The organism is Salmonella sp. JXY0409-18 (assembly GCF_020268625.1).
GTDB lineage: Bacteria > Pseudomonadota > Gammaproteobacteria > Enterobacterales > Enterobacteriaceae > Salmonella > Salmonella enterica.
The window spans coordinates 590,117-616,892 of the sequence record NZ_CP084216.1; the positions used below are offsets into that span (position 1 = coordinate 590,117).

A 26,776-nucleotide genomic window follows, 5' to 3' on the forward strand; every position below is an offset into this window, starting at 1 on the left:
TCAATATTAAATCGGCAATACGGACGACACAATGAAACAAAACGAATCGGCGGATAATTCTCAGGGCCAACTCTTTATTGTACCTACTCCTATCGGGAATTTGGCTGATATTACTCAACGCGCGCTGGAAGTTTTACAAGCCGTTGATTTAATTGCCGCTGAAGACACTCGTCATACCGGTTTATTGCTGCAACATTTTGGGATTAATGCCCGATTGTTCGCGCTGCACGACCATAACGAACAACAGAAAGCGGAAACGCTGGTCGCGAAGCTAAAAGAAGGGCAGAACATTGCGCTGGTTTCCGACGCCGGTACGCCACTAATTAATGACCCCGGCTATCACCTGGTGCGTACCTGCCGTGAAGCGGGGATTCGCGTGGTGCCGCTACCAGGGCCATGTGCGGCGATTGCCGCCCTGAGCGCCGCTGGCCTGCCATCTGACCGTTTCTGCTATGAAGGCTTTTTACCGGCGAAATCCAAAGGCCGCCGTGATGCGCTAAAAGCCATTGAAACGGAACCGCGAACGCTGATTTTTTATGAGTCAACCCACCGCCTGTTAGATAGCCTGGAAGATATCGTCGCGGTATTGGGAGAATCCCGTTATGTGGTGCTGGCGCGTGAGCTGACCAAAACCTGGGAAACCATTCACGGCGCGCCGGTCGGCGAGCTGCTGGCGTGGGTCAAAGAAGATGAAAACCGTCGCAAAGGCGAAATGGTGCTGATTGTCGAAGGCCATAAAGCGCAAGAAGACGACCTGCCCGCCGACGCGTTGCGCACGCTGGCGCTGCTACAGGCAGAACTGCCGCTGAAAAAAGCGGCGGCGCTGGCAGCAGAAATTCACGGCGTGAAGAAAAATGCGCTGTATAAGTACGCGCTGGAGCAGCAGGAAGAATAAAAGCGAGCGCCCGGGAACCGCCTTTTATCGCCATCGTGTTAATACTCAATCAGGTGATTGATGTGGGTAAATTGATGGGGGCATTGGGCGGTGATAGCGGGCCGGGCCTTTCCTTCGGGCTTACTCTCGCGATCAGCAACGCATAACCGACTCCTTTTTAGACGATCATTAATTCCACGCCTGTTTTCGCTAATGCCGCTTTATCCTGTTTGCTGATAGTGTCATCGGTTATCACACAGTCGATCTTGTCCATCGGCAATACCTGGTTAAAGCCGCGACGGTTAAATTTGGTCGCGTCCAGTACCGCGATAACTTTGTGTGCCGCCGCCGCCATGACGCCGCTAATGGAATAACCTTCGTTAAACGTGGTAATACCGTTTGTCGCATCAATGCCATCCGCCCCGACAAACATGACATCGGCGCTGATGCCGTGTAGCGATCGTTCCGCAATCGTGCCGTGCATTGAGTGGGTTTTATGCCGTACCGTACCTCCGCAGACCACCAGCGTGAGATCTTTATTTTCTGATAGCGTAAAAGCGGCAGGCAAGCTGTTAGTGATCACCGTAATATTGCTTTTTCGCGCGAGCGCTTCCGCAATCAGTAATGTTGTGCTCCCGCTATCCAGGATGATGGTCATTCCTTCTTCAACCATTGCCGCAGCCGCCTGGGCAATCCGCTTTTTCGGATCGCTGGCGAGTTGATACCGATCTTCCAGAATGACTTCCTGATTGTCGCCTTCCGCCAGATGACTTCCCGGTTTTGCCGCGCCGCCATGAAAACGGGTGACAAGGCCTTTCTCTTCCAGCAGACGCAGGTCAGCGCGGATAGTCACTTCAGAAATACCAAAGGTATTTGAAAGGTCCATCACCAGCACGCTGCCTTGCGTATTAATCAGGTCGACAATTTTATTTCTTCGCTCAAATGAGTTCATATTGATTTGCCTGATAATTAACTGTAACTAGTTTAATCGAAGGATTGCGAAAGGTGAACGCTAAATTTCGAAAGGAAATGTGAGCCAGCGCAGGTTGCTGGCTCGTACCATCAGGAAAGTTGAAGTAAGATTTTGCCCTGCATGGGCGCGCCATTAAGCGCTTTGACTGCTTCTGCAAAGCTTTCCGCATCGCCGCGATGGGCAATGAGAGGGGTCAGTTGAAGACGTTTTTCAGCCAACAGGCGCGCTGCGGTTTCCCATTCTTCTCCTGGCCATGGCGCGGAGTAGTTCATCCAACTGCCGAGGAGCGTGAGCTCTTTACGCAAAATTAATCCGAATGTACGCGTTGTCAGGGTGAGATCGTGATGTAACGTCCCCACCAGCGCCAGTTGCGCGCGCGGCCCGGCGATATCGATAGCCAGCGAGACGGTCTGGGGAGTTCCTGCCGTTTCGAGAACCAGTTGATCAAACTGAATGCCGGACAACGCGGTCTGGATGTCGTCGGCGGTCATTTCCCGGCTATTACAGGTATGCGTTGCGCCGAGCGCTTTCGCCAGTTCCAGTTTCTGCGGATTGATATCAATCGCCGTTACGCTTCGAGCGCCCAGTTCCCGCGCGCATTGTAAGGCCAGCAGGCCAATTGTCCCGGCACCGACGATAATTACGTTTTTCCCCTCGCAGCCCTGCGCCAGATGAAAGGCGTGTAAGCCCACGGTAATCGGTTCGATAAACGCGCCATCTTCAATCGGCATATCAGACGGCAAGCGGAAAAGATTGGCCCGTTTGACCACCACATATTCCGCATTACCGCCTTCGCTGCGCGATCCTACAAACTGATACTGTCTGCATAAAGAAAAGTAACCGCGTTCGCATTGCGGACAGTGAAAGCAGGGAAGAAGCGGGACACAAGCGACGGCATCGCCGGGCTGCATATCCGTTACGCCTGTGCCGTAGGATTCTACGTAGCCGCTGAATTCATGGCCTAACGTAATAGGATAATAATGGGCGCCCTGCGCGAAAATACGCGGGATATCCGACCCGCAAAGCCCTGAGCTAACGACTTTGACCAACACATCGTCCTCGGCTTGCAGTTGTGGTAAGGGGCGTTCTTCAACGCGCACGTCTCCCTCAGCGTGAATAACCACTGATTTCATAACATTCTCCAGGAAGGTGAGGGGAGCGATTGCTCCCCTAAAATTAAGAGGCGATTTGACTTTGCTGTAGCGCCGTGGCTTTCTCAGCCGCGACAAACTGTCGGGCGCGACGCCAGGTCAGCAGTACGCCGGCCAGATAGATAATGGCAATGACGGCGAAGCCGACGATATTCTGCCAGGTAAAAAGTTGAATCAGCAGCCAGGTGATGGGGGAACCGCCCTGATCCAGCGAGGCGACTTGTCCGCCAGCTTTTAGCGCTCCGGCATTGGCAGCCAGTTGGGTATGCAGGCCAATCGTCTGCGTGGCTATCCACAGGGTGATACCCATGATAATGACACCTGAAATCAGCGTGCGGAACAGGTTGCCCTGGTGTACCGCGACCGCCATCGCAATAAAGAAACCGATGGTGGCGAGGTCGCCGAACGGCAGAACCTGGTTCCCCGGTACTAAGACGGCAATCAGGATGGTCAGCGGAATGAATATCAGGCTCGCGGAGACAACAGAGGTATGACCGAGCAGTAGCGCTGGATCAAGGCCTATCAGGAACTCCTGCCCGCCAAATTTGGCCTGTAGACGTTTACGCGCATGTTTCGCGATAGGGGTTAGGCCATCCATAATAGGTTTAATGACGCGTGGCATAAGCAGCATCACCGCTGCGGTTTTGACCGCCAGTTGCAGAACGGCTTTGGCGTCGTAGCCTGCCAGTACACCAATCACCAGCCCCATCACGAAGCCGACAGTCACCGGCTCGCCAAACGGTCCGAAGCGTTTCTGGACATCGTCTGCGCTAAAGTGAATACGATTGAGGCCCGGAATTTTCTCGATGATGGTATCAACGAGCACCGCCACGGGGCCCAGGTACGCGGATGAACCGTGTGGGATAGCAATCCCCTCAAGGCCAAAATAGTCGCGGGTATCTTTGGCAAACCAGTCCCCCAGTTTGTAGACAAAGGCGGCATGAACCACAACGCCCAGAATCCCCAGCCAGTATGAACCGGTCGCCAGATGCAGCATGGCGCCCGTGAAGGTCATGTGCCAGATATTCCAGATATCGACATTCACCACGCGGGTCATGCGGGTCACCAGCATCAGGACGTTAACCCCGATGGCGACAGGGATCGCGACCAGCGCGATTTGTGACGCCCAGGTCATGGGCGATGAACCCGGCCAGCCGACGTCAATAACGTGGAGATTGATTTGGAAATGTTCCGCCATGGCTTTCGCCGCGGGGCCGATAGAATCCAGCATCAGGCCGATGACCAGACCAATACCCACGAAGCCGATACCAATATGCAAACCCGATTTAAAACAATCCCCAAGCTTCATTCCCAGCAGTTTAGAGAACACGATGATCACCAGAGGCAACATCACCGTTGGGCCTAAGTCGAGGATATAACGCATTATTTCGCTAAACATACGTTACCCCATGAGAATGGACAGAATTTTTTGCTGTAATGCTTCAATACCCACGCCGGAAACAAAAGGCATACCGTGAACGACGGGAATATCGCCAAAGGCGCGATCGACCCTGGCAGTGGTACAGATAAGATCGGCGCCGTCCATATAGGTTTCGATTTCGGTGACCCGGCATTGCACTAAGTCGAGCTCAATATGGTTGGCATCACACAGCTCTTTAATTTCTTCCGCAGCCATCGTTGAGGTTGCAACCGCACCGCCACAGGCCACAATTACTTTACGTTTCATAGGGTATTCCTCATTATTATCAATTTATTATCAAACCTGGGCGCACTGCTCAGGCTCAAGGATGGTTTCCTGAAAGCGTATCGCCAGTTCGGCATCCGGCGCGCTTAACAGGGCATCGAGGGTGCTTGGGTTCTGTAGCTCACTAAACAGGCGGCGCAGAAGTTTTAGCTGTGCCGCCGGGTTTTCAACGATTAAGGCGATGATTAACGAAACGGCAATCTCTTCGTCATCATCCGCCTGTTGAAACATGACCGGCTTATCTGGACGAATCAGATAGATAGCGGGTGATTTCGCATGAACCGCCTCGCAATGAGGGATAGCGACGGCGTGACGCTCCAGCGCAATGCCGGTAGGAAAAGACGCTTCACGTTCCACCAGCGCCTGCGGATAACTATCATGTACCACGCCTTTCGCCAGCATCTCTTTGCCAATGTGCGCCAGCGCCTGTTGGCTCGAGTCGAATGTGATTCCGGTTCGGACAAATAGTTGGCTCATAGATTCTCCATTATTCAGGCGACATCCGGCGTACAACCGAAGCGATAAGCGCGCAGAACATCCTGAATTTTGTCAATAATCAGGTTATGCGGCGTGGGGGTGAGCACGCCCTCAGACAGGCGTTCAAACTGTACGGGCATAAACTGGCTAATTAATCCCAGCGGCAATGTGACGTTGTTCAGATTGGCGATTAACTTCTCTACGCTTTGACGAATACGCGGGTGCGGCCAGTAATAGCGAATACGGTCAGACAAACTAAAGTGGATGTCGATCATCGCCTGGCTCCAGGTTGGACGGTAGTATTTTTTCCAGTAGCCTGGCTCGTTTAGCATCACTTCATCGATAACTTCCATCACGCGGCTACGTTGTTCTGGGGATACCAGCTCATTTTCCATTTGCGCAAGTGCGAAAATGGCTTCGCGCAGCGCGAAAGTGAGCGCTGGGCCGACCTTCAGAATGGCGTAATGATCGCGAACGAGGGCGCGGTAGGCCTGTCGCGTCTGATAATCAGTCGAATGCGCTTCATAGACCATCGGCGTTTCTTTTATCCATGCGGAGAGCGCCTGTGCCGCCTGCGGCTGATAATGAATAATCTGGGTATGATCAAATTCAACGCCCGGCTGTACGACAATCGCGATAACCCGGTTCAATGCCTCATCCAGCCCCAGGGCGCGAAAAGCAGCCTGATGCGTTTGCAGCGTGCGGGCAGCATCCTGTTCGCGGGTAACATGTACGGCGTTAATGGCGCTGGCTTCCCCGCCCGGAACCGGAACTTCAGTGCCGATAACATAGGTTAAATGGCGTTTTTGTTCGTCGGTCGCCGTCGTTTCCGCTGCCTGGCAAAGCAGGGCGGCGCGTTTAGCGACAACCATTGGGTCCAGCGGCGTCGGGTCGTCAGCGCAGGACATAGAGGCATCAAGATGGATTTTGCTAAACCCGGCAGCGACGTAAGCCTTAATGAGTTCGACGGATTTTTCCATCGCCGTATCTGCAGGTTCGTTTTGCCAGCAGTTAGGTCCCAGGTGATCGCCGCCTAAAATAAGCCGTTCTCGTGGAAAACCCACTTCCTGGGCGATGCCATAGACAAAATCACGAAAGTCAGCCGGTTTCATGCCGGTATAACCGCCAAACTGATTAACCTGGTTAGAGGTCGCTTCGATCAGAACTTTGTTCCCGCTATTCAGATCAAAACGTAATGCAGATTCAATCACCAGCGGGTGTGCTGAACATACGGAACAGATCCCTATCTGTTCCCCTGCTTTGTGACGAGAAATTATTTCTTTCACTTCTGGCTCCGATATCTTTTGTTTATCTTCATAATATTTTTGGTTTGAAGGCAAAGGATAATAATGGCTTTCGTGATCCAGCTATGAAAACGCCCTTTGCCGTGCTAAATCCGGGGGCTTTAGAGCTTCCCTTCACAACCGCAGTCGGCAATCACTTTACGTACAACCTCTTTCATGGCCGCTTTCGCCGGGATCATGTAATGGCGGGGATCGCTGGCCTCTGCGTGTTGCGTTAAATAGTTTTTAAGCGCGTCGGAAAAGGCGATTTTTAGCTCGGTCGCGACGTTAACTTTGCAGATGCCCAGCGAAATAGCGCGGGTAATATCGCGGGTCGGCAGGCCAGAGGCGCCGTGAAGGACTAAGGGGACATCAACCCGCTGACGAATTTCCGTCAGTCGTTCAAAATCAAGTTTTGGTTCAGCGGTGTAGAGGCCATGAGCGGTGCCGATAGCAATGGCTAACGAGTCGATACCCGTTTTTTCTACAAATTCCCGGGCCTGTTCCGGATGGGTATAAAGCGCATCTTTGCCGTCAACGATAAGATCGTCTTCCTGCCCGCCGAGACGCCCAAGTTCAGCTTCAACGCTGACATCGTAGCGATGACAGTAATCAACCACGCTTTTCACCAGCGCAATATTGTCGGCAAAGGGGAAATGCGACCCGTCGATCATGACCGAGCGTACCCCGGCGGCGACTTTCATTTTAATGTCGGCCAGTTTTTCATGATGATCGAGATGTACCGCGAGAGGATGGTTCCAGCTTTTCGCCAGTTCTGCGGCGATGGCCACGATATTACCGACGCCTGCGTAGCTAAAGGTGCCTGGCGTACCGGCGACAATCAGCGGAGAGCGCAATTCTGCGGCGGTTTCCACCACCACTTGCAATGTCTCCAGGTTGTGGATGTTAAACGCCGGCACAGCATAACCTTCCTGCTGCGCCTTCTTTAGCATTGTTCTGCCTGAAATGATAAACATCCTTCCTCCGAAATCTTTCGTTTGTTTTCTGTGAAAGAATTTATAGGCTTTCGGAATGTTTTTTTGTGATTTTGATCTGATAAATGAAAGTTTCGAAATAAAATGGAAGTTATCGAAAGTTAGGCATAAAAAAAGCATGTCGGGCAGACGTGCTTCAGACTACAGACTAAGGGTGAAAAAATACCGGGTAGCGCTGGCGCTTACCCGGTCTACAGATTATGCGGCTATACCCTGGTCGGAGAAGGGTACTGACTGGATCAGGTCACTGGCGCCGGGTTAAATATCGCCAGCTGGTTATGCAATCCCCACTGGTCCGAGAAAGTCTTTTTCCGGCCGCTGGCGACATCGAGAATAAAGTGAAACAGCTTCCAGCCCACATCTTCGATTGTCTCTTCACCCGTGGCGATGGTGCCTGCATTGATATCCATTAAGTCATACCAGCGGTTCGCCAGCTCGGTACGCGTCGCCATTTTAATTACCGGCACCGCCATCAGCCCGTACGGCGTGCCGCGTCCGGTGGTAAAGACCTGTACGGTAATGCCGGAAGCGACCTGCTGCGTGCCGCAGACGAAATCGCTGGCGGGCGTCGCGGCGTAAATCAGGCCGCGTTTGGTGGGGCGCTGGCCCGGCGACAATACTTCGACAATGGCGCTCTTACCCGATTTAGCGATAGAGCCCAACGCTTTTTCCACGACGTTCGCCAGGCCGCCTTTTTTGTTGCCAGGGGACGGGTTAGCGCTGCGATCGGTTTTCCCCATATCAAGATAGTTATCGTACCAGGCCATTTCATCCAGCAGGCGTTTACCCACGGCTTCGTTGATGGCGCGCGGCGTCAGAAGATGAATGGCATCGCGCACTTCGGTGACCTCCGAGAACATGACGGTCGCGCCGCAGCGTACCAGCAGATCGGAAGCATAACCCACCGCCGGGTTTGCCGTGACGCCGGAAAACGCATCGCTGCCGCCACACTGCATCCCGACGACCAGCTCGGAGGCCGGGCAGGTTTCGCGCTGGCGCTGGTTCAGTTTCGTCAGATGGCGTTCGGCGACCCGCAAAATATCGTCGACCATTGATTTAAAGCCGACATGCTGCTCGTCCTGTAAACGCACAATACTGGCGCTTTCAACGGCGATGGCGGGAACATCCTCGGTGCCTTCCAGCAGCCGTTCCGGCTGCAGTTTTTCGCAACCGAGGCCAATCACCATCACTTCGCCGCCAAAATTGGGGTTGAGCGCGATATTATGAATCGTGCGAATCGGCACGACCGCCGCCGGCGCGTTGATTGCCACGCCGCAGCCGTACAGATGGTTTAGCCCTACAACGCCATCGACATTCGGGTATTTGGGCAGCAGATCGCGCTCAATTACTTTCACCACATAATCGACCACGCCCGCCACACAGTGCACGCTGGTGGTAATGCCAAGCAGATTTTTGGTGCCGACGCTGCCATCGGCGTTACGATAGCCCTCAAACGTATAGCCTTCCAGCGGCGGCAGCGGTTCCGGTACTTTGGTCGCCAACGGTAGCGTATTCAGCGGCGGCGCTTTTGGCAGTTCAACCAGCGACTCGTCGATCCAGCTTCCGCGCGGGATGTCGCGTACCGCATAACCGATGACTTCGCCATAACGGATGATTTCGCCGTGAGCGGGGATATCCGTCAGAGCGACTTTATGGCCTTGCGGAATATGTTCAGTCAGTTCCAGGCCATCCGGAAAACGTGTTCCGGCTTTAAGACCGTGGTCATTAACAATAATTGCGACATTATCGGTTTCATGTACTTTTATATAAAACGCCGATGGCGATTCCTGGCGAATTTCGATATTGGCCATTGTTCAACATTCTCCAGCCTGGATGATAGAAATAGGATTATCTATTTTGGTTATGGTTAAATCGTTAAATCTCAATATAAGAAATAAAGTTCATGCATAATGAAATAAGAATGACAGGAGTATAAATATAAGAATGTGATCCAGATCACCGCAAATTATGAAATTTTTTATGTAGGCCGGGTAAAGCGTAAATGTGTGCATTAGCGCCCAGTATCATGGGCGTATGCTCAAAAATAAGCGTTAAATAATCCCTTTTTAATGAGCGTTTGCACAATGATTATCCGCCATAGGCTGTTTATACTGAATGGCGAATTCAGTGTATCTGACGAGTTATTTGAAAATACCATGATAATAATAAAAGACGATAAAGATATCAGAACGGTATATTGTGCTACAGGATGTGTACCACATTAGAAATAGAATGTGGAGATCCATTCTGATTTCAGATAAGCATTTTATTGTCGTTGCTATAAGTTATGGTGGCGGCATCACATGTAGAGAATTAAAGAAATAAGCGAAGGTATAAGCGATGAATAACGCTATTTTCCCGAATAAGTTTAAAGCGGCGCTGGCGGCGCAACAGGTGCAGATTGGCTGCTGGTCTGCACTGGCAAGCCCAATCACCACCGAAGTTCTCGGTCTGGCGGGATTTGACTGGCTGGTGCTGGATGGCGAACATGCGCCGAACGATGTGACCACCTTAATTCCGCAGTTAATGGCATTGAAAGGCAGCGCCAGCGCGCCTGTGGTACGTGTGCCAACCAATGAACCGGTCATTATCAAACGGATGCTGGATATTGGGTTTTATAACTTCCTGATCCCCTTTGTTGAAACGCAAGAGGAAGCGGCTCGCGCCGTCGCCTCGACACGTTACCCGCCGGAAGGCATTCGCGGCGTTTCCGTTTCTCACCGCGCGAATATGTTCGGTACGGTGCCTGATTACTTTGCGCAGTCGAACAAAAACATCACCATTATTGTTCAAATCGAAAGCCAGTTGGGTGTCGACAATGTTGATGCCATCGCCGCAACGGAAGGCGTTGATGGCATTTTTGTCGGCCCCAGCGATCTGGCCGCCGCGCTGGGTCATCTCGGCAATGCTTCTCACCCTGACGTGCAGCAGACGATTCAACATATTTTCGCCCGCGCTAAAGCGCACGGTAAACCGTGCGGCATTCTGGCGCCGGTAGAGGCGGATGCCCGCCGTTATCTGGAATGGGGCGCGACCTTTGTCGCCGTTGGCAGCGATTTAGGCGCATTCCGCGCCAGCACGCAGAAACTTGCCGACACCTTTAAAAAATAATCCTGGTATGGAAAGAGAGAACGCTATGACGATGAAAGTTGGCTTTATTGGCTTAGGCATCATGGGTAAGCCCATGAGCAAAAACTTACTGAAAGCAGGGTATTCGCTGGTGGTGTCCGATCGTAATCCTGAAGCGATTGCCGACGTCATTGCCGCAGGCGCGGAAACGGCCTCTACGGCGAAGGCGATCGCTGAACAGTGTGACGTCATCATCACGATGCTGCCTAACTCTCCGCATGTGAAAGAAGTTGCGCTGGGCGAGAACGGTATCATCGAAGGCGCGAAGCCGGGAACCGTATTGATTGATATGAGTTCTATCGCGCCGCTGGCAAGCCGTGAAATCAGCGATGCGCTGAAGGCGAAGGGCGTTGAGATGTTGGATGCGCCGGTCAGCGGCGGCGAGCCGAAGGCGATTGATGGCACGCTGTCGGTGATGGTGGGGGGCGATAAAGCCATTTTCGACAAGTACTACGACCTGATGAAAGCGATGGCGGGTTCCGTGGTGCATACCGGCGATATCGGCGCAGGCAACGTCACAAAACTGGCTAACCAGGTGATCGTGGCGTTGAATATCGCCGCCATGTCTGAAGCGCTGACGCTGGCGACTAAAGCGGGCGTCAACCCGGATCTGGTCTATCAGGCGATTCGCGGCGGTCTGGCTGGCAGCACGGTACTGGATGCGAAAGCGCCGATGGTCATGGACCGAAACTTTAAGCCAGGTTTCCGTATCGATCTGCACATTAAAGATCTGGCGAATGCGCTGGATACCTCCCACGGCGTTGGCGCGCAGCTCCCGCTGACCGCCGCCGTTATGGAAATGATGCAGGCGTTACGCGCGGATGGACACGGTAATGACGACCATAGCGCGCTGGCGTGCTACTACGAAAAACTGGCGAAAGTGGAAGTCACTCGCTAACGACGTTGTGCCCGGATGGCGTGTAGCGATCCGGGCCTGAATTTCAGGCTGGATAAGTGAAACGCCATCCGGCGTTGTGCAGTAACAGGCTACCACTATGAAAATCGTAATTGCCCCCGACTCCTACAAAGAAAGCCTTTCTGCCGCCGAGGTAGCGCAGGCGATAGAAAAAGGATTTCGGGAAATTTTCCCCGATGCGCAATATGTCTCTGTTCCGGTTGCCGATGGCGGCGAAGGAACGGTCGAAGCCATGATTGCCGCGACGCAGGGCGTTGAACGCGCCGCATGGGTGACCGGGCCGTTGGGTGAAAAAGTGAAAGCCTGCTGGGGAATGTCCGGGGATGGTAAAACCGCCTTTATTGAAATGGCGGCGGCCAGCGGACTGGCGCTGGTTCCGCCAGAAAAACGCAACCCTTTGATTACTACCTCGCGGGGAACGGGGGAGCTGATATTGCAGGCGCTGGAAAGCGGCGCAAGCAATATCATTATCGGCATTGGCGGTAGCGCGACAAATGACGGCGGCGCAGGGATGATGCAGGCGTTAGGCGCAAAACTGCGCGATGAAAACGGCGCGGATATCGGTTACGGTGGCGGAAGCCTTCATTGTCTAAGCGACATTGATATTTCAGAGCTCGATCCCCGTTTAAAACTCTGCGCGATTCGTGTCGCTTGCGATGTCTCTAATCCTCTGATCGGCGACAACGGCGCATCACGAATTTTTGGGCCGCAGAAAGGCGCGACCGAAGAGAACATTGTTGAGCTGGACAGAAATCTTGCTCACTATGCCGACATCATAAAAAAATCGCTGAATGTCGACGTAAAGGCGGCGCCCGGCGCAGGCGCGGCAGGCGGTATGGGGGCGGCGTTAATGGCTTTTCTCGGTGCGGAATTACGCAGCGGAATCGAAATTGTCACGGCGGCACTGAACCTGGAGGAGCATATCCACGACTGTACGCTGGTGGTGACGGGAGAAGGGCGGATTGATAGCCAAAGTATTCGCGGTAAAGTGCCGATTGGCGTCGCGAATGTGGCGAAAAAATATCATAAGCCAGTGATTGGCATTGCCGGCAGCCTGACGCACGATGTAGGGATAGTGCATCACTATGGCATCGACGCTGTCTTTAGCGTACTCACGCGCATCGTGACGCTGGAGGAGGCTTTTCGGGGCGCTTTTGACAATATTTATCGGGCATCCAGAAATGTTGCTGCCGCTCTGGCGATAGGAATGCGCAGCGCAGGGTGACAAAGTCGCGCGAACCCTCTATACTGCGCGCCGAAGCTGACCAGACAGTCGCCGCTTCGTCGTCGTCCTTTCGGGGAGACGGGCGGAGGGGAGGAAAGTCCGGGCTCCATAGGGCAGGGTGCCAGGTAACGCCTGGGGGGGAAACCCACGACCAGTGCAACAGAGAGCAAACCGCCGATGGCCCACGCAAGTGGGATCAGGTAAGGGTGAAAGGGTGCGGTAAGAGCGCACCGCGCGGCTGGTAACAGTCCGTGGCACGGTAAACTCCACCCGGAGCAAGGCCAAATAGGGGTTCATAAGGTACGGCCCGTACTGAACCCGGGTAGGCTGCTTGAGCCAGTGAGCGATTGCTGGCCTAGATGAATGACTGTCCACGACAGAACCCGGCTTATCGGTCAGTTTCACTTCTTCATAAAACCCGCTTCGGCGGGTTTTTGCTTTTACAGGGCGACAGGATGAATGACTGTCCACGACGCTATACCCGAAAGAAAGCGGCTTATCGGTCAGTTTCATCTCTTCATGCAAAAAACCGTCAGTGTAAGCTGGCGGGTTTTTGCTTTTACAGGGCGGCAGGATGAATGACTGTCCACGACGCGATACCCAAAAGAAAGTGGCTTATCGGTCAGTTTCACCTCTTCATAAAACCCGCTTCGGCGGGTTTTTGCTTTTACAGGGCGGCAGGATGGATGACTGTCCACGACGCTATACCCAAAAGAAAAGCGGCTTATCGGTCAGTTTCACCTCTTCATAAAACCCGTCAGTGTAAGCTGGCGGGTTTTTGCTTTTACAGGGCGGCAGGATGAATGACTGTCCACGACACTATACCCAAAAGAAAGCGGCTTATCGGTCAGTTTCATCTCTTCATGCAAAAAACCGTCAGTGTAAGCTGGCGGGTTTTTGCTTATCAGGCCGGTGAAGGGTATAGAGGTTGCAGAAGACGCCAGCGTCACTATCCGGCAATTAATTGACAGCCGTGGTGACATAATATTATTCGTTTTTGTGATGAGAAACACAAAACGCTATAGACTGCGCTCTTTTTAGTTGAAGTGAAAAGCAATCGATTTCTTTCACAAAATTACATCCTGAAAAACAGCAAGAAAGCGGTGTAAATTATTTGTTGTAAATGAAAATTAAATGTATGAAATATTTTGGTTAAAATTTTATTAAATGTTTCTTTACAAACAAATAAGGTAAAAAAATGTGACGCGTAACGGTTTTTAAGCGCATTTACCTCCGGTTTATACTTAAATTTGAGAAATTACACTTTAAATTTAACGCTGGAATTGTCGATAAAATGTCCCGTAATTGATTGAAATATCGTCTTCACAGGACGTCGAAAATAGGAGGTAAAATAGACTGGTTATCGCCATAATATATCGTTATCCCGACCCTGTTTTTTGATTGAAATCAGACTAAGTTACTGCTTTGTTTTTGCAACTTATTGAAATAATAGGCTTTATTTATTTAATAAAGACCATGTAAAAATTGCGGAAAGTTAATTTGTGAGTGGTCGCACATAACCTTTAAGATTTAATTTGCTACACTTCCTGCCGTTCACAATGTTATTTCAGAGCGGTAGATATGAATACTCTTGTTCTCCCTAAAACACAGCATTTGGTGGTCTTTCAGGAAGTCATTAGAAGTGGTTCTATCGGTTCTGCCGCAAAATCGTTAGGGTTAACCCAACCCGCCGTCAGTAAAATCATTAGCGATGTTGAGGCCTATTTTGGCGTTGAGCTAATTGTACGCAAAAATACCGGCGTTACGTTGACCGAAGCGGGACAGGTACTGCTTTCCTGGTCTGAATCTATCACCCGCGAAATGAAAAACATGATCAACGAGATGAACAGTATGACGTGCAATACCGTTGTCGACGTCTCGTTTGGTTTTCCTTCGCTGATTGGCTTTACCTTCATGTCCGATATGATTCATAAGTTCAAAGAGGTATTTCCAAAAGCGCAGGTATCCATGTACGAAGCTCAGCTCTCTTCATTCCTGCCGGCCCTGCGCGACGGGCGGCTGGACTTTGCTATCGGTACGCTCAGTAATGAAATGCAGCTACAGGATCTGCATGTCGAGCCGCTGTTTGAATCAGAGTTTGTCCTGGTAGCCAGCAAGTCCCGAACATGCACCGGCACCATCACACTGGAATCGTTAAAAGACGAACAGTGGGTGTTGCCGCAAACGAATATGGGCTACTACAGCGAATTACTCACCACTCTACAACGAAATGGCATCAGCATCGAAAACATTGTTAAAACAGATTCCGTTGTCACAATATATAATCTTGTTCTCAATGCTGATTTCTTAACTGTTATTCCCTGCGATATGACCACGCCTTTTGGCTCTAATCAATTTATCACGATACCCATAAAAGACACGTTACCCGTCGCACGTTATGCGGCGGTATGGTCTAAAAATTATCGTATCAAAAAAGCCGCTTCAGTATTAGTAGAATTGGCTAAACAATATTCATCATATAATGGATGCAGACGCAGGCAGTTAATAGAAATTGAATGATATGGAATAAACATATTTAGCGAAATTGACGCCACCTGTTTCTTTTGAACAGTGGGCAACGGTAACTTATTTTTAATACCCAGGTTAAGAGGTTATAATGCACATTACATACGATCTCCCGGTTGCAATTGAAGATATCCTCGAAGCGAAAAAAAGACTGGCGGGGAAGATATATAAAACGGGAATGCCTCGCTCTAACTATTTTAGTGAACGTTGCAAAGGCGAAATATTTCTCAAGTTTGAAAATATGCAGCGTACGGGTTCATTTAAAATTCGTGGCGCTTTTAACAAACTTAGCTCGTTAACGGAGGCGGAAAAACGTAAAGGCGTCGTGGCCTGTTCCGCAGGTAATCATGCACAGGGCGTTTCTCTTTCTTGCGCAATGCTGGGTATTGACGGCAAAGTCGTGATGCCGAAGGGCGCGCCAAAGTCAAAAGTGGCGGCCACCTGTGATTATTCGGCGGAAGTGGTGCTCCACGGTGACAACTTCAATGACACCATTGCTAAGGTGAGTGAAATTGTCGAAACCGAAGGCCGCATTTTTATTCCGCCTTACGACGATCCAAAAGTCATCGCCGGACAGGGCACTATTGGTCTGGAAATTATGGAAGATCTGTACGATGTCGATAATGTCATCGTGCCTATTGGCGGCGGCGGTTTAATTGCAGGTATTGCCATTGCGATTAAATCGATTAACCCGACCATTAAAGTCATCGGCGTACAGGCCGAAAATGTTCACGGTATGGCGGCGTCTTATTACGCTGGCGAAATAACCACGCACCGAACGACCGGCACCCTGGCGGATGGTTGTGATGTCTCCCGCCCGGGCAATTTAACCTATGAAATTGTTCGTGAATTAGTCGATGACATTGTTCTGGTTAGCGAAGATGAAATTCGTAACAGCATGATCGCTTTAATTCAGCGCAATAAGGTTATTACTGAAGGCGCTGGCGCTCTGGCCTGCGCCGCACTATTAAGCGGGAAATTAGATAGCCATATTCAGAACAGAAAAACGGTCAGTATTATTTCTGGCGGCAATATCGATCTTTCTCGGGTATCACAAATTACGGGTTTAGTTGACGCTTAATCTTTTCGTGAGGATAGGATATGAGTACTACTGATAGCATTGTATCCAGCCAGGCAAAACAGTCGTCATGGCGTAAATCGGACACGACGTGGACGCTGGGTTTATTTGGTACCGCCATCGGCGCCGGGGTGCTGTTTTTCCCTATCCGCGCCGGGTTTGGCGGGCTTATCCCCATTCTGCTGATGCTGGTTTTAGCTTACCCCATTGCGTTCTATTGTCACCGGGCGCTGGCGCGTCTGTGTTTATCCGGATCTAATCCGTCCGGCAATATTACGGAAACGGTCGAAGAGCACTTTGGTAAAACGGGCGGGGTAGTTATCACGTTCCTTTACTTCTTTGCGATTTGTCCGCTGCTGTGGATTTATGGCGTCACCATTACTAACACGTTCATGACGTTTTGGGAAAACCAGTTGCAGATGCCAGCGTTGAATCGCGGTTTCGTGGCGCTGTTCTTGCTGCTGCTGATGGCCTTTGTGATCTGGTTTGGTAAAGATCTGATGGTTAAGGTGATGAGTTACCTGGTATGGCCGTTTATCGCCAGCCTGGTGCTAATCTCATTATCGCTGATTCCTTACTGGAACTCGGCGGTTATCGATCAGGTTGATCTCAGTAATATCGCGCTGACCGGGCATGATGGCATACTGGTTACGGTGTGGCTGGGCATCTCTATCATGGTGTTCTCCTTTAACTTTTCGCCCATCGTCTCTTCCTTCGTGGTGTCTAAGCGTGAAGAGTATGAGAAAGAGTTTGGCCGCGAATTTACCGAGCGTAAATGTTCACAGATCATCTCGCGCGCCAGTATGCTGATGGTCGCCGTGGTGATGTTCTTCGCCTTTAGCTGCCTGTTTACGCTCTCTCCGCAGAACATGGCGGATGCGAAAGCGCAGAACATTCCGGTACTTTCCTACCTGGCCAACCATTTCGCCTCTTTGTCGGGGACAAAATCCACTTTTGCAACGGTGCTGGAGTATGGCGCGTCTATCATCGCGCTGGTTGCTATTTTCAAATCTTTCTTCGGCCACTACCTGGGGACGCTGGAAGGGCTGAACGGCCTGGTGCTGAAATTCGGTTATAAAGGCGATAAAACCAAAGTCTCTATGGGCAAGCTTAACACCATCAGCATGATCTTCATTATGGGGTCTACCTGGGTCGTAGCTTACGCAAACCCGAACATTCTGGACCTGATTGAAGCGATGGGCGCGCCGATTATCGCCTCGCTGTTATGCCTGCTGCCGATGTACGCCATTCGTAAAGCGCCGTCGCTGGCGAAGTACCGTGGCCGTCTGGATAACGTGTTCGTCACCCTGATTGGTTTGCTGACCATCCTGAATATTGTCTACAAATTGTTCTAATCCTCACGTTTAGCCTGCGTTCCGCCCCAGGGCGTGGACGCAGGCTGACATCGACGGAGGCACTACATGAATGAATTTCCGGTCGTTCTGGTCATTAATTGCGGATCATCTTCTATCAAATTCTCTGTACTGGATGTCGCTACCTGTGATGTTTTAATGGCGGGAATAGCAGATGGAATGAATACTGAAAACGCCTTTTTATCTATTAATGGCGATAAGCCGATAAACCTCGCGCACTCTAATTATGAGGACGCGTTAAAAGCCATTGCCTTTGAGCTGGAAAAACGTGATTTAACGGATAGCGTGGCATTAATTGGTCACCGTATTGCGCACGGTGGAGAGCTATTTACACAGTCCGTCATTATTACCGATGAGATTATCGATAATATTCGTCGGGTATCGCCTTTGGCGCCGCTGCATAATTACGCTAATTTAAGCGGCATTGACGCGGCGCGGCACCTTTTCCCGGCCGTGCGGCAAGTGGCGGTATTTGATACCAGTTTCCACCAGACGCTGGCGCCGGAAGCCTATTTATACGGATTGCCGTGGGAGTATTTTTCCAGTCTGGGTGTGCGTCGCTACGGCTTTCACGGTACGTCGCATCGCTATGTTTCGCGGCGCGCGTATGAACTACTCGATCTCGATGAAAAAAACTCGGGTCTGATTGTCGCGCATCTGGGCAATGGGGCGTCTATCTGCGCGGTACGCAATGGTCAGAGCGTGGATACCTCAATGGGGATGACGCCGCTTGAGGGGCTGATGATGGGCACTCGCAGCGGCGACGTTGATTTCGGCGCGATGGCGTGGATAGCCAAAGAAACCGGGCAGACGTTGAGCGATCTGGAGCGAGTGGTGAATAAAGAGTCCGGTTTGCTCGGCATCTCCGGTTTGTCATCCGACCTTAGAGTCCTGGAAAAAGCCTGGCACGAAGGACATGAGCGCGCCCGGTTAGCGATAAAAACATTTGTCCACCGTATCGCCCGTCATATTGCCGGACACGCGGCATCGTTACATCGGCTGGATGGCATTATTTTTACCGGCGGTATTGGTGAAAATTCAGTATTAATTCGCCAGTTGGTAATTGAACATCTGGGCGTGCTGGGGCTTACGTTAGACGTTGAAATGAATAAGCAGCCGAATTCTCACGGCGAGCGCATTATTTCCGCTAACCCTTCTCAGGTTATTTGCGCTGTTATTCCCACGAATGAAGAGAAAATGATTGCCCTTGATGCCATTCATTTAGGCAACGTGAAAGCACCAGTGGAATTTGCATAACTTAACGGCTGTTCTGTAGAGAGATTATTTTTCATGAAGGTAAATATCGATACCAGCGATATGCTGTATGCCGAAGCATGGCGTGATTTTAAAGGTACGGACTGGAAAGAAGAAATTAATGTCCGTGATTTTATTCAGCATAACTATACGCCCTATGAGGGGGATGAATCTTTTCTCGCCGACGCGACGCCAGCGACCACGGCGCTGTGGGAAAAGGTGATGGCGGGAATACGTATCGAGAACGCGACCCATGCGCCGGTGGATTTCGATACCAACATCGCGACGACGATTACCGCGCACGATGCGGGATATATTGAAAAAGATCTGGAAAAAATCGTCGGTTTACAAACGGATAAGCCGCTTAAACGCGCTTTGCATCCGTTTGGCGGCGTTAACATGATCAAAAGTTCATTCCACGCCTATGGCCGCGAAATGGACGCCGATTTTGAATATACCTTTACCGATCTGCGGAAAACCCATAATCAGGGCGTATTCGATGTTTACTCGCCGGATATGCTGCGCTGCCGTAAATCCGGCGTATTAACCGGTTTGCCGGATGGTTATGGTCGCGGGCGCATTATTGGCGATTATCGTCGCGTCGCGCTGTATGGCATCCGTTATCTGGTGCGCGAACGCGAGCTGCAATTCGCCGATCTGCAGTCGAATCTGGAGCAGGGACAGAATCTTGAGGCGACGATTCGCCTGCGTGAGGAGTTGGCGGAGCATCGTCGCGCGCTGCTGCAAATGCAGGAGATGGCGGCGAAATACGGCTACGATATCTCCCGCCCGGCGCGCAACGCGCAGGAAGCGGTACAGTGGCTCTACTTCGCTTATCTGGCGGCGGTAAAATCGCAAAATGGCGGTGCAATGTCGCTGGGAAGAACCGCCTCGTTCCTTGATATCTACATTGAGCGCGATTTCAACGCGGGCCTTCTGACAGAGCAGCAGGCGCAGGAACTGATCGACCATTTCATCATGAAGATCCGCATGGTGCGCTTCCTGCGCACGCCGGAATTTGACTCGCTCTTTTCCGGTGATCCGATCTGGGCCACCGAAGTTATTGGCGGGATGGGGCTTGATGGCCGCACGCTGGTGACGAAGAACTCCTTCCGTTATCTGCATACCCTGCACACGATGGGGCCAGCGCCGGAGCCGAACCTGACCATACTGTGGTCAGAAGCGTTGCCGGTGGCATTCAAAAAATATGCTGCGCAGGTCTCCATCGTGACCTCATCTTTGCAGTATGAAAACGACGATTTAATGCGTACCGACTTTAACAGCGACGATTACGCCATCGCTTGTTGCGTCAGCCCGATGGTCATCGGTAAGCAGATGCAGTTCTTCGGCGCGCGCGCCAACCTTGCCAAAACGTTGCTGTACGCTATCAATGGCGGCGTTGACGAGAAACTGAAAATCCAGGTTGGGCCGAAAACCGCGCCGTTAACGGATGAGGTGCTGGATTACGACGCGGTAATGGAGAGCCTCGACCATTTTATGGACTGGCTGGCGGTGCAGTACATTAGCGCGCTGAACATCATTCACTACATGCACGATAAGTACAGCTATGAAGCTTCGCTGATGGCGCTGCACGACCGTGATGTGTATCGGACGATGGCGTGCGGCATCGCCGGACTGTCGGTGGCGGCGGATTCCCTGTCCGCTATCAGGTACGCTCAGGTGAAGCCGATCCGCAACGAAAACGGCCTTGCCATCGACTTCGCTATTGAAGGCGAGTATCCGCAGTACGGCAACAACGATGAGCGCGTGGACAGCATCGCCTGCGACCTGGTGAAACGCTTTATGCAAAAAATTAGTGTGTTGCCGACGTATCGCAATGCGGTGCCGACGCAGTCCATTTTGACCATCACCTCGAACGTCGTGTACGGGCAGAAGACCGGCAATACGCCGGATGGACGCCGCGCCGGAACGCCGTTCGCGCCGGGGGCGAACCCGATGCACGGTCGTGACCGCAAAGGGGCGGTGGCCTCGCTGACGTCGGTGGCGAAACTGCCGTTTACCTACGCCAAAGACGGTATTTCGTACACCTTCTCGATTGTGCCTGCGGCGCTCGGAAAAGAAGATGCGGTGCGGAAAACCAATCTGGTTGGCCTGCTGGACGGCTATTTCCATCATGAAGCACAGGTAGAAGGCGGGCAGCATCTGAACGTCAATGTCATGAACCGTGAAATGTTGTTGGATGCGATTGAACATCCGGAAAACTACCCGAACCTGACGATCCGCGTTTCCGGCTATGCCGTGCGCTTCAATGCGCTGACTCGTGAGCAGCAACAGGACGTTATTTCGCGCACCTTTACTCAGGCGATGTAACGTGAACGGGGCGATCGTGTGGATCGTCCCGCGACGGATCTTCACTGAACGGTAATCTTAGGGGGAGATATGATTAGCGCATTTGATATTTTTAAGATTGGCATTGGACCTTCAAGCTCCCATACCGTAGGGCCAATGAATGCAGGAAAATGTTTTATCGATCGGCTGAACGACAGCGGCGACCTGCCGCGAACGACGCGCATCACGGTTGATCTTTACGGATCGCTATCGCTGACGGGCAAAGGCCACGCGACCGATACCGCCATCATTATGGGCCTGGCAGGCAATACGCCGCAGGATGTCAATATTGATAGCATTCCGGCGTTTATCCAGGAGGTTGTCCGCAGCAGCCGTTTATCGGTGGCGGGTGGCGCGCATGTGGTGGATTTTCCCGTCGCCGACAGTATTCTCTTTCACGCTGAAACCCTGGCGCGCCATGAAAACGGTATGCGAATTACCGCCTGGAACGGACAAACGCCGCTTTTACACAAAACGTATTACTCTATTGGCGGCGGCTTTATTGTCGAAGAGGAACGCTTTGGTCAGTCGCACGACGTAGAAAAATCGGTGCCGTATGATTTTCATTCCGCCAGCGAACTGCTGACGCTGTGTGAAAGACAGGGGCTCTCGGTTTCCGGCCTGATGATGCAAAATGAACTGGCGTTGCGGAGCAAAGAGCAGATTGACGCTGGCTTTGCCCGCATCTGGCAGGTGATGGAGACCGGAATTGAACGTGGCATGAATACTGAGGGCGTGCTGCCGGGGCCGCTGAACGTTCCACGCCGCGCGGTAGCGTTACGGCGTCTGCTGGTCTCCAGCGATAATCTCTCCCGCGATCCAATGAACGTCATCGACTGGATTAACATGTTCGCCCTGGCCGTGAGCGAAGAGAACGCGGCGGGCGGGCGAGTGGTCACCGCGCCGACCAACGGCGCGTGCGGCATTATTCCTGCGGTGCTGGCCTATTACGACAAATTCCGTCGTCCGGTCAATGCCAACTCTATCGCCCGTTATCTGTTGTCGGCGGGGGCGATTGGCATGCTGTACAAGATGAACGCCTCGATATCCGGCGCGGAAGTGGGGTGTCAGGGCGAGGTTGGCGTCGCGTGTTCGATGGCGGCGGCGGGGCTGACAGAACTGCTGGGCGGTAGCCCGGCGCAGGTCTGTATTGCGGCGGAAATTGCGATGGAGCATAACCTTGGCCTCACCTGTGACCCGGTGGCGGGTCAGGTACAAATCCCTTGTATTGAACGTAATGCGATTAACGCCGTTAAAGCGGTAAATGCGGCGCGAATGGCGCTACGCCGTACCTCTGAGCCGCGGGTTTCGCTCGATAAAGTGATCGAAACCATGTACGAAACGGGTAAAGACATGAACGACAAATATCGCGAGACGTCGCGCGGCGGTCTGGCGATTAAAGTCGTTTGTGGATAGGCCCGACAGGCGCAGAGTGAGCAGGCTATGGGATAACGCAGAAGACAGAAGCTGAGAAAAGGGCGCACCAGTGTGCGCCCTTTTTTGTTGTGATGTGCGTCAAATAGAGAAAATAACAACATTAAACCAATAGTAAATAGAAAAGAATTCTTAACCCACAAGAAATGCAGGTGTTTTATTGGTAAGTTTTTCTCTTATCGTGCGCGTATGATTTTCTTATTACAAGAAAGCACCTGCACCTCACGTTCTGCATATCGCCTTGCTGCGGCACGAAAAATAAAAAAAACCTCTACCTACACATTGAGCGAGAATTTTATGGAATCGGCTAGTAATACCAGCGTAATCCTCGACGCATCAGCCCCGGCGCGTCGGGCAGGGATGACAGAAAGCGAATGGCGTGAAGCTATCAAATTTGATAGTACCGACACCGGTTGGGTCATTATGAGTATCGGGATGGCGATCGGCGCAGGAATCGTTTTTCTTCCTGTCCAGGTTGGCCTGATGGGACTTTGGGTCTTTTTACTCTCTTCTATTATTGGCTATCCGGCCATGTACCTGTTCCAGCGGCTGTTTATTAATACGCTGGCGGAATCCCCGGAATGTAAAGACTACCCCAGCGTGATCAGCGGCTATCTGGGCAAAAACTGGGGTATTTTATTAGGTGCGCTGTACTTTGTAATGCTCGTCATCTGGATGTTCGTCTATTCTACGGCGATTACTAACGACAGCGCCTCTTATCTGCATACTTTCGGCGTAACGGAAGGATTACTTTCCGATAGTCCGTTTTATGGTCTGGTGCTGATCTGCATCCTGGTGGCGATTTCCTCACGCGGTGAAAAATTACTGTTCAAAATTTCCACCGGCATGGTGCTGACCAAGCTACTGGTAGTAGCGGCGCTGGGCGTCTCCATGGTGGGTATGTGGCATCTGTATAACATTGGCGCGCTGCCGCCGATGGCCCTGCTGATTAAAAACGCCATTATTACCCTGCCATTTACGCTGACCTCGATTTTATTTATCCAGACGTTAAGCCCAATGGTGATCTCTTACCGTTCACGCGAAAAATCTATTGAGGTCGCACGTCATAAAGCGTTGCGCGCCATGAATATCGCGTTTGGCGTCCTGTTCGTTACCGTCTTTTTCTATGCGGTTTCCTTCACCCTGGCGATGGGGCATGACGAAGCGGTGAAAGCCTACGAGCAGAATATTTCCGCCCTGGCGATCGCCGCGCAGTTTATTAGCGGCGATGGCGCTGGCTGGGTCAAAGTGGTTAGCGTAATTCTGAACATCTTTGCCGTCATGACCGCCTTCTTTGGCGTTTACTTAGGATTCCGCGAAGCGACGCAAGGCATTGTGATGAATATCCTGCGCCGCAAAATGCCCGCCGAGAAGATTAAGGAAAATCTGGTACAGCGCGGCATTATGATTTTCGCTATTTTGCTGGCCTGGAGCGCCATTGTGCTCAACGCGCCGGTACTGAGTTTCACCTCTATTTGTAGCCCTATCTTCGGTATGGTGGGCTGTTTAATTCCGGCATGGTTGGTCTACAAGGTTCCCGCATTGCACAAATATAAAGGCGCTTCGTTGTACCTGATTATTATTACCGGTCTGCTGCTATGCGTTTCTCCGTTCCTGGCATTCTCTTGATATACCTGAGATTAAGGTTGTTGTTATGTTTGAATCTAAAATAAATCCATTGTGGCAAAGTTTTATCCTGGCCGTACAGGAAGAAGTAAAACCGGCGCTGGGGTGTACTGAGCCAATTTCACTGGCGCTGGCGGCAGCGGCGGCGGCGGCTGAACTTGACGGCACAGTTGAACGCATTGACGCGTGGGTTTCGCCTAATCTGATGAAAAATGGTATGGGCGTTACCGTTCCAGGAACGGGAATGGTAGGGCTACCGATCGCCGCAGCGCTTGGCGCGTTGGGCGGTAATGCGAAAGCCGGGTTGGAGGTGTTAAAAGACGCTTCCGCTAAAGCCGTTGCCGATGCAAAAGCGATGCTGGCCGCCGGACATGTCGCAGTGATGTTGCAGGAGCCATGTAACGACATCCTGTTTTCACGGGCGAAAGTTTATCGCGGCGATAGCTGGGCATGTGTCACGATCGTCGGCGATCATACAAACATTGTGCGGATAGAAACCGACAAGGGCGTGGTATTTACCCAGGCCGATAATGCGCAGGAAGAAGAAAAAACCTCGCCACTGGGAGTGCTGTCTCATACCTCGCTGGAAGAGATCCTGGCGTTTGTGAATGCGGTGCCCTTTGACGCTATCCGCTTTATTCTCGATGCGGCCAGGCTAAACGGCGCGTTGTCGCAGGAGGGACTGCGTGGTTCCTGGGGGCTGCATATCGGTTCGACGCTGGCCAAACAGTGCGATCGCGGTCTGCTGGCGAAAGATCTCTCCACGGCGATTTTGATCCGTACCAGCGCGGCGTCAGACGCCAGAATGGGCGGCGCCACGTTGCCCGCGATGAGCAACTCCGGCTCCGGCAACCAGGGGATTACCGCCACGGTGCCAGTCATGGTGGTTGCTGAACATGTCGGTGCCGATGACGAGCGCCTGGCGCGCGCGCTAATGTTATCGCATTTGAGCGCTATCTATATTCACCATCAGCTTCCGCGTTTGTCGGCGCTGTGCGCGGCAACTACGGCGGCGATGGGCGCGGCGGCGGGTATGGCGTGGCTGATAGATGGTCGTTATGACACTATCGCAATGGCTATCAGCAGTATGATCGGCGATGTCAGCGGGATGATTTGCGATGGCGCGTCGAATAGCTGTGCGATGAAAGTCTCTACCAGCGCGTCGGCGGCGTGGAAAGCCGTACTGATGGCGTTGGATGATACGGCGGTGACCGGAAACGAAGGGATTGTGGCGCACAATGTCGAACAATCTATTTCGAATTTGTGTTCGCTGGCGTGTCGCTCAATGCAGCAGACAGACAAGCAGATCATCGAGATTATGGCCAGTAAAGCGCATTAATAATAACGCCCCGGCATGACGTCGGGGCAGCGTGTTGCCCGATGGCGCTGCGCTTATCGGGTCTACCTGTTCTAAGCCGGATCGGGCGCTTGCGCCGCCATCCGGCATGATTTCAGGCTGCGGCCTCTTCTTCTGCCAGCCGGGCTTCGGCGTCCGCCACGATGGCTTCCAGTTCGGTTAGCATCTCTTCATAGCCCAGCGGCACAGTGGCGCTCATCGCCTCCTGTACGGCAGGTTTTACCACGGGCTGACGTTTCTTCGCCGATTTTTTGCTCATCTTGTGACTCCTTTTCTGGCTGACTACACCGGTAAATCTACCAGTAATGCGCGCAGCGGCGTATCGGCAACCAGCGTAATGTTAGGTTCATCACGAATAAATGCGCCATCCCCGCAGGTTAACGCCTCGCGTTCTTCGTTGTGCGTCAGCGCGTGGAACGTACCGTGAATCGACTGCAAATAGGCGCGCGGCCCGTGAAGCTGGAAATTAAGCGATTCGCCTTTCTCCAGCGTAATATGATGTACCCAGACCTGTTGGCGCAGTTGTAAGCTGTTTTGCTCACCGTCGGGCGAGGCAAGAAGCTGTTGTTGCGCCGCCAGGAGTGGGATTTTTTGTACCAGCGCGTTTTCCCGTTCAGGACAGGCGTCAAGCCACAGTTGCATTCGGGTTAACGGCTTAACTTTGCTGAGATTATGTTCGCTGTAGCTAATGCCCGGCTGCGCGGCGAGCAGTAACGCTTCGCCCGCTTTAGCCTGTACATGGTTGCCGTCGCTGTCGCGGTATTCCGCTTCGCCGTCCAGAATCAGGTTTAAAATATCCACCTTTGGATAAGTTCGAGGCTGAAAAGAGGCGCCCGGCGCCAGCACTTCCTGGTTCAGTACGCGCAACGACGCGTAGCCCAGCAGTGTAGGGTCGAAATAGTGTCCAAAGGAGAAGGTATAGCGGGCCTGTAGCCATCCGTAGTCTGCTTGTCCACATTGTTTGGCGGTTCGGGTCGTAATCATCGTTATTAACCTCTCTTTACTTCCTTTTATGTTAAGGGGCTGGACGCTGCATTGTTAGCCAGATATT

General features: G+C 52.1%; 22 protein-coding genes and 1 other RNA gene. 13 read left to right on the forward strand and 10 right to left on the reverse strand.

Features of this window, described 5'->3' with window-relative positions:
- Positions 1-31 precede the first annotated feature (31 nt).
- Entirely contained in the window at positions 32-895 is an 864-nt protein-coding gene (rsmI, locus tag LDB27_RS02850; protein WP_000812288.1) for a 16S rRNA (cytidine(1402)-2'-O)-methyltransferase, read from the forward strand.
- 157 nt (positions 896-1,052) lie between these two features.
- On the opposite strand, the gene LDB27_RS02855 is transcribed toward rsmI, so the two are convergent.
- The 8 genes from LDB27_RS02855 to garD form a co-directional block, all read right to left on the reverse strand.
- On the reverse strand, positions 1,053-1,826 hold the full coding sequence (locus LDB27_RS02855; RefSeq protein WP_001083899.1) for a DeoR/GlpR family DNA-binding transcription regulator: 774 nt from the start codon (positions 1,824-1,826) through the stop codon (positions 1,053-1,055).
- A 110-nt stretch (positions 1,827-1,936) separates the two neighbouring features.
- Positions 1,937-2,980, reverse strand: a complete 1,044-nt coding sequence (gene gatD / locus LDB27_RS02860; protein ID WP_000844184.1) for a galactitol-1-phosphate 5-dehydrogenase — start codon at positions 2,978-2,980, stop codon at positions 1,937-1,939.
- Positions 2,981-3,023: 43 nt separating this feature from the next.
- Positions 3,024-4,397 carry a galactitol-specific PTS transporter subunit IIC gene (locus tag LDB27_RS02865; RefSeq protein ID WP_000490601.1) on the reverse strand — a complete coding sequence of 458 codons (1,374 nt, stop codon included), beginning with the start codon at positions 4,395-4,397 and terminating at the stop codon, positions 3,024-3,026.
- Positions 4,398-4,400: 3 nt separating this feature from the next.
- Positions 4,401-4,685: a PTS galactitol transporter subunit IIB gene (gene gatB, locus LDB27_RS02870; protein ID WP_000824293.1), complete on the reverse strand. Its 285-nt coding sequence runs from the start codon at positions 4,683-4,685 to the stop codon at positions 4,401-4,403.
- A gap of 30 nt (positions 4,686-4,715) precedes the next feature.
- Entirely contained in the window at positions 4,716-5,180 is a 465-nt protein-coding gene (gene gatA, locus LDB27_RS02875) for a PTS galactitol transporter subunit IIA (protein WP_000080444.1), read from the reverse strand.
- A 14-nt stretch (positions 5,181-5,194) separates the two neighbouring features.
- Positions 5,195-6,466, reverse strand: coding sequence for a tagatose-bisphosphate aldolase subunit GatZ (gene gatZ, locus LDB27_RS02880; protein ID WP_001530800.1), 1,272 nt, complete (start codon positions 6,464-6,466; stop codon positions 5,195-5,197).
- Between the two features lie 119 nt (positions 6,467-6,585).
- On the reverse strand, positions 6,586-7,440 hold the full coding sequence (locus LDB27_RS02885; RefSeq protein WP_000469977.1) for a tagatose bisphosphate family class II aldolase: 855 nt from the start codon (positions 7,438-7,440) through the stop codon (positions 6,586-6,588).
- 257 nt (positions 7,441-7,697) lie between these two features.
- Entirely contained in the window at positions 7,698-9,269 is a 1,572-nt protein-coding gene (garD, locus tag LDB27_RS02890; protein WP_001273722.1) for a galactarate dehydratase, read from the reverse strand.
- 529 nt (positions 9,270-9,798) lie between these two features.
- Here garD and garL point away from each other — a divergent pair.
- From garL to LDB27_RS02950, 12 genes are all read left to right on the forward strand, one after another.
- On the forward strand, positions 9,799-10,569 hold the full coding sequence (garL, locus tag LDB27_RS02895) for a 2-dehydro-3-deoxyglucarate aldolase (protein WP_001057715.1): 771 nt from the start codon (positions 9,799-9,801) through the stop codon (positions 10,567-10,569).
- Positions 10,570-10,594: 25 nt separating this feature from the next.
- Positions 10,595-11,485, forward strand: a complete 891-nt coding sequence (gene garR, locus LDB27_RS02900) for a 2-hydroxy-3-oxopropionate reductase (protein WP_000178106.1) — start codon at positions 10,595-10,597, stop codon at positions 11,483-11,485.
- Positions 11,486-11,582: 97 nt separating this feature from the next.
- Positions 11,583-12,728: a glycerate 2-kinase gene (garK, locus tag LDB27_RS02905; protein WP_000706462.1), complete on the forward strand. Its 1,146-nt coding sequence runs from the start codon at positions 11,583-11,585 to the stop codon at positions 12,726-12,728.
- A 32-nt stretch (positions 12,729-12,760) separates the two neighbouring features.
- Positions 12,761-13,135: RNase P RNA component class A (rnpB, locus tag LDB27_RS02910), an RNA gene on the forward strand.
- Between the two features lie 1,174 nt (positions 13,136-14,309).
- Positions 14,310-15,248, forward strand: coding sequence for a transcriptional regulator TdcA (tdcA, locus tag LDB27_RS02915; protein WP_001094907.1), 939 nt, complete (start codon positions 14,310-14,312; stop codon positions 15,246-15,248).
- Between the two features lie 97 nt (positions 15,249-15,345).
- On the forward strand, positions 15,346-16,335 hold the full coding sequence (gene tdcB, locus LDB27_RS02920; protein WP_000548368.1) for a bifunctional threonine ammonia-lyase/L-serine ammonia-lyase TdcB: 990 nt from the start codon (positions 15,346-15,348) through the stop codon (positions 16,333-16,335).
- 20 nt (positions 16,336-16,355) lie between these two features.
- Positions 16,356-17,687, forward strand: coding sequence for a threonine/serine transporter TdcC (gene tdcC / locus LDB27_RS02925; protein WP_000108129.1), 1,332 nt, complete (start codon positions 16,356-16,358; stop codon positions 17,685-17,687).
- Positions 17,688-17,753: 66 nt separating this feature from the next.
- Entirely contained in the window at positions 17,754-18,962 is a 1,209-nt protein-coding gene (gene tdcD, locus LDB27_RS02930) for a propionate kinase (RefSeq protein WP_001001855.1), read from the forward strand.
- Positions 18,963-18,995: 33 nt separating this feature from the next.
- The gene (pflB, locus tag LDB27_RS02935; protein ID WP_000867315.1) at positions 18,996-21,290 is read left to right on the forward strand and encodes a formate C-acetyltransferase; all 2,295 of its coding nucleotides are present in this window, start codon (positions 18,996-18,998) and stop codon (positions 21,288-21,290) included.
- Positions 21,291-21,359: 69 nt separating this feature from the next.
- Positions 21,360-22,724: an L-serine ammonia-lyase gene (gene tdcG, locus LDB27_RS02940; protein WP_000622088.1), complete on the forward strand. Its 1,365-nt coding sequence runs from the start codon at positions 21,360-21,362 to the stop codon at positions 22,722-22,724.
- A gap of 315 nt (positions 22,725-23,039) precedes the next feature.
- Positions 23,040-24,371 (forward strand): amino acid permease, encoded by a 1,332-nt coding sequence (locus LDB27_RS02945; RefSeq protein WP_000443189.1) that lies wholly within the window; start codon positions 23,040-23,042, stop codon positions 24,369-24,371.
- Between the two features lie 25 nt (positions 24,372-24,396).
- A complete protein-coding gene (locus LDB27_RS02950) occupies positions 24,397-25,707 on the forward strand; it encodes a serine dehydratase subunit alpha family protein (protein ID WP_000463085.1) in 1,311 nt (436 codons plus the stop codon).
- A gap of 112 nt (positions 25,708-25,819) precedes the next feature.
- Here the strand turns inward: LDB27_RS02950 and LDB27_RS02955 are convergent, their stop codons facing one another.
- Complete coding sequence (locus tag LDB27_RS02955; protein WP_000039326.1) at positions 25,820-25,984, reverse strand: hypothetical protein; 165 nt, start codon at positions 25,982-25,984, stop codon at positions 25,820-25,822.
- 23 nt (positions 25,985-26,007) lie between these two features.
- Positions 26,008-26,709 carry a pirin family protein gene (locus LDB27_RS02960; RefSeq protein ID WP_000633548.1) on the reverse strand — a complete coding sequence of 234 codons (702 nt, stop codon included), beginning with the start codon at positions 26,707-26,709 and terminating at the stop codon, positions 26,008-26,010.
- Positions 26,710-26,776 lie beyond the last annotated feature (67 nt).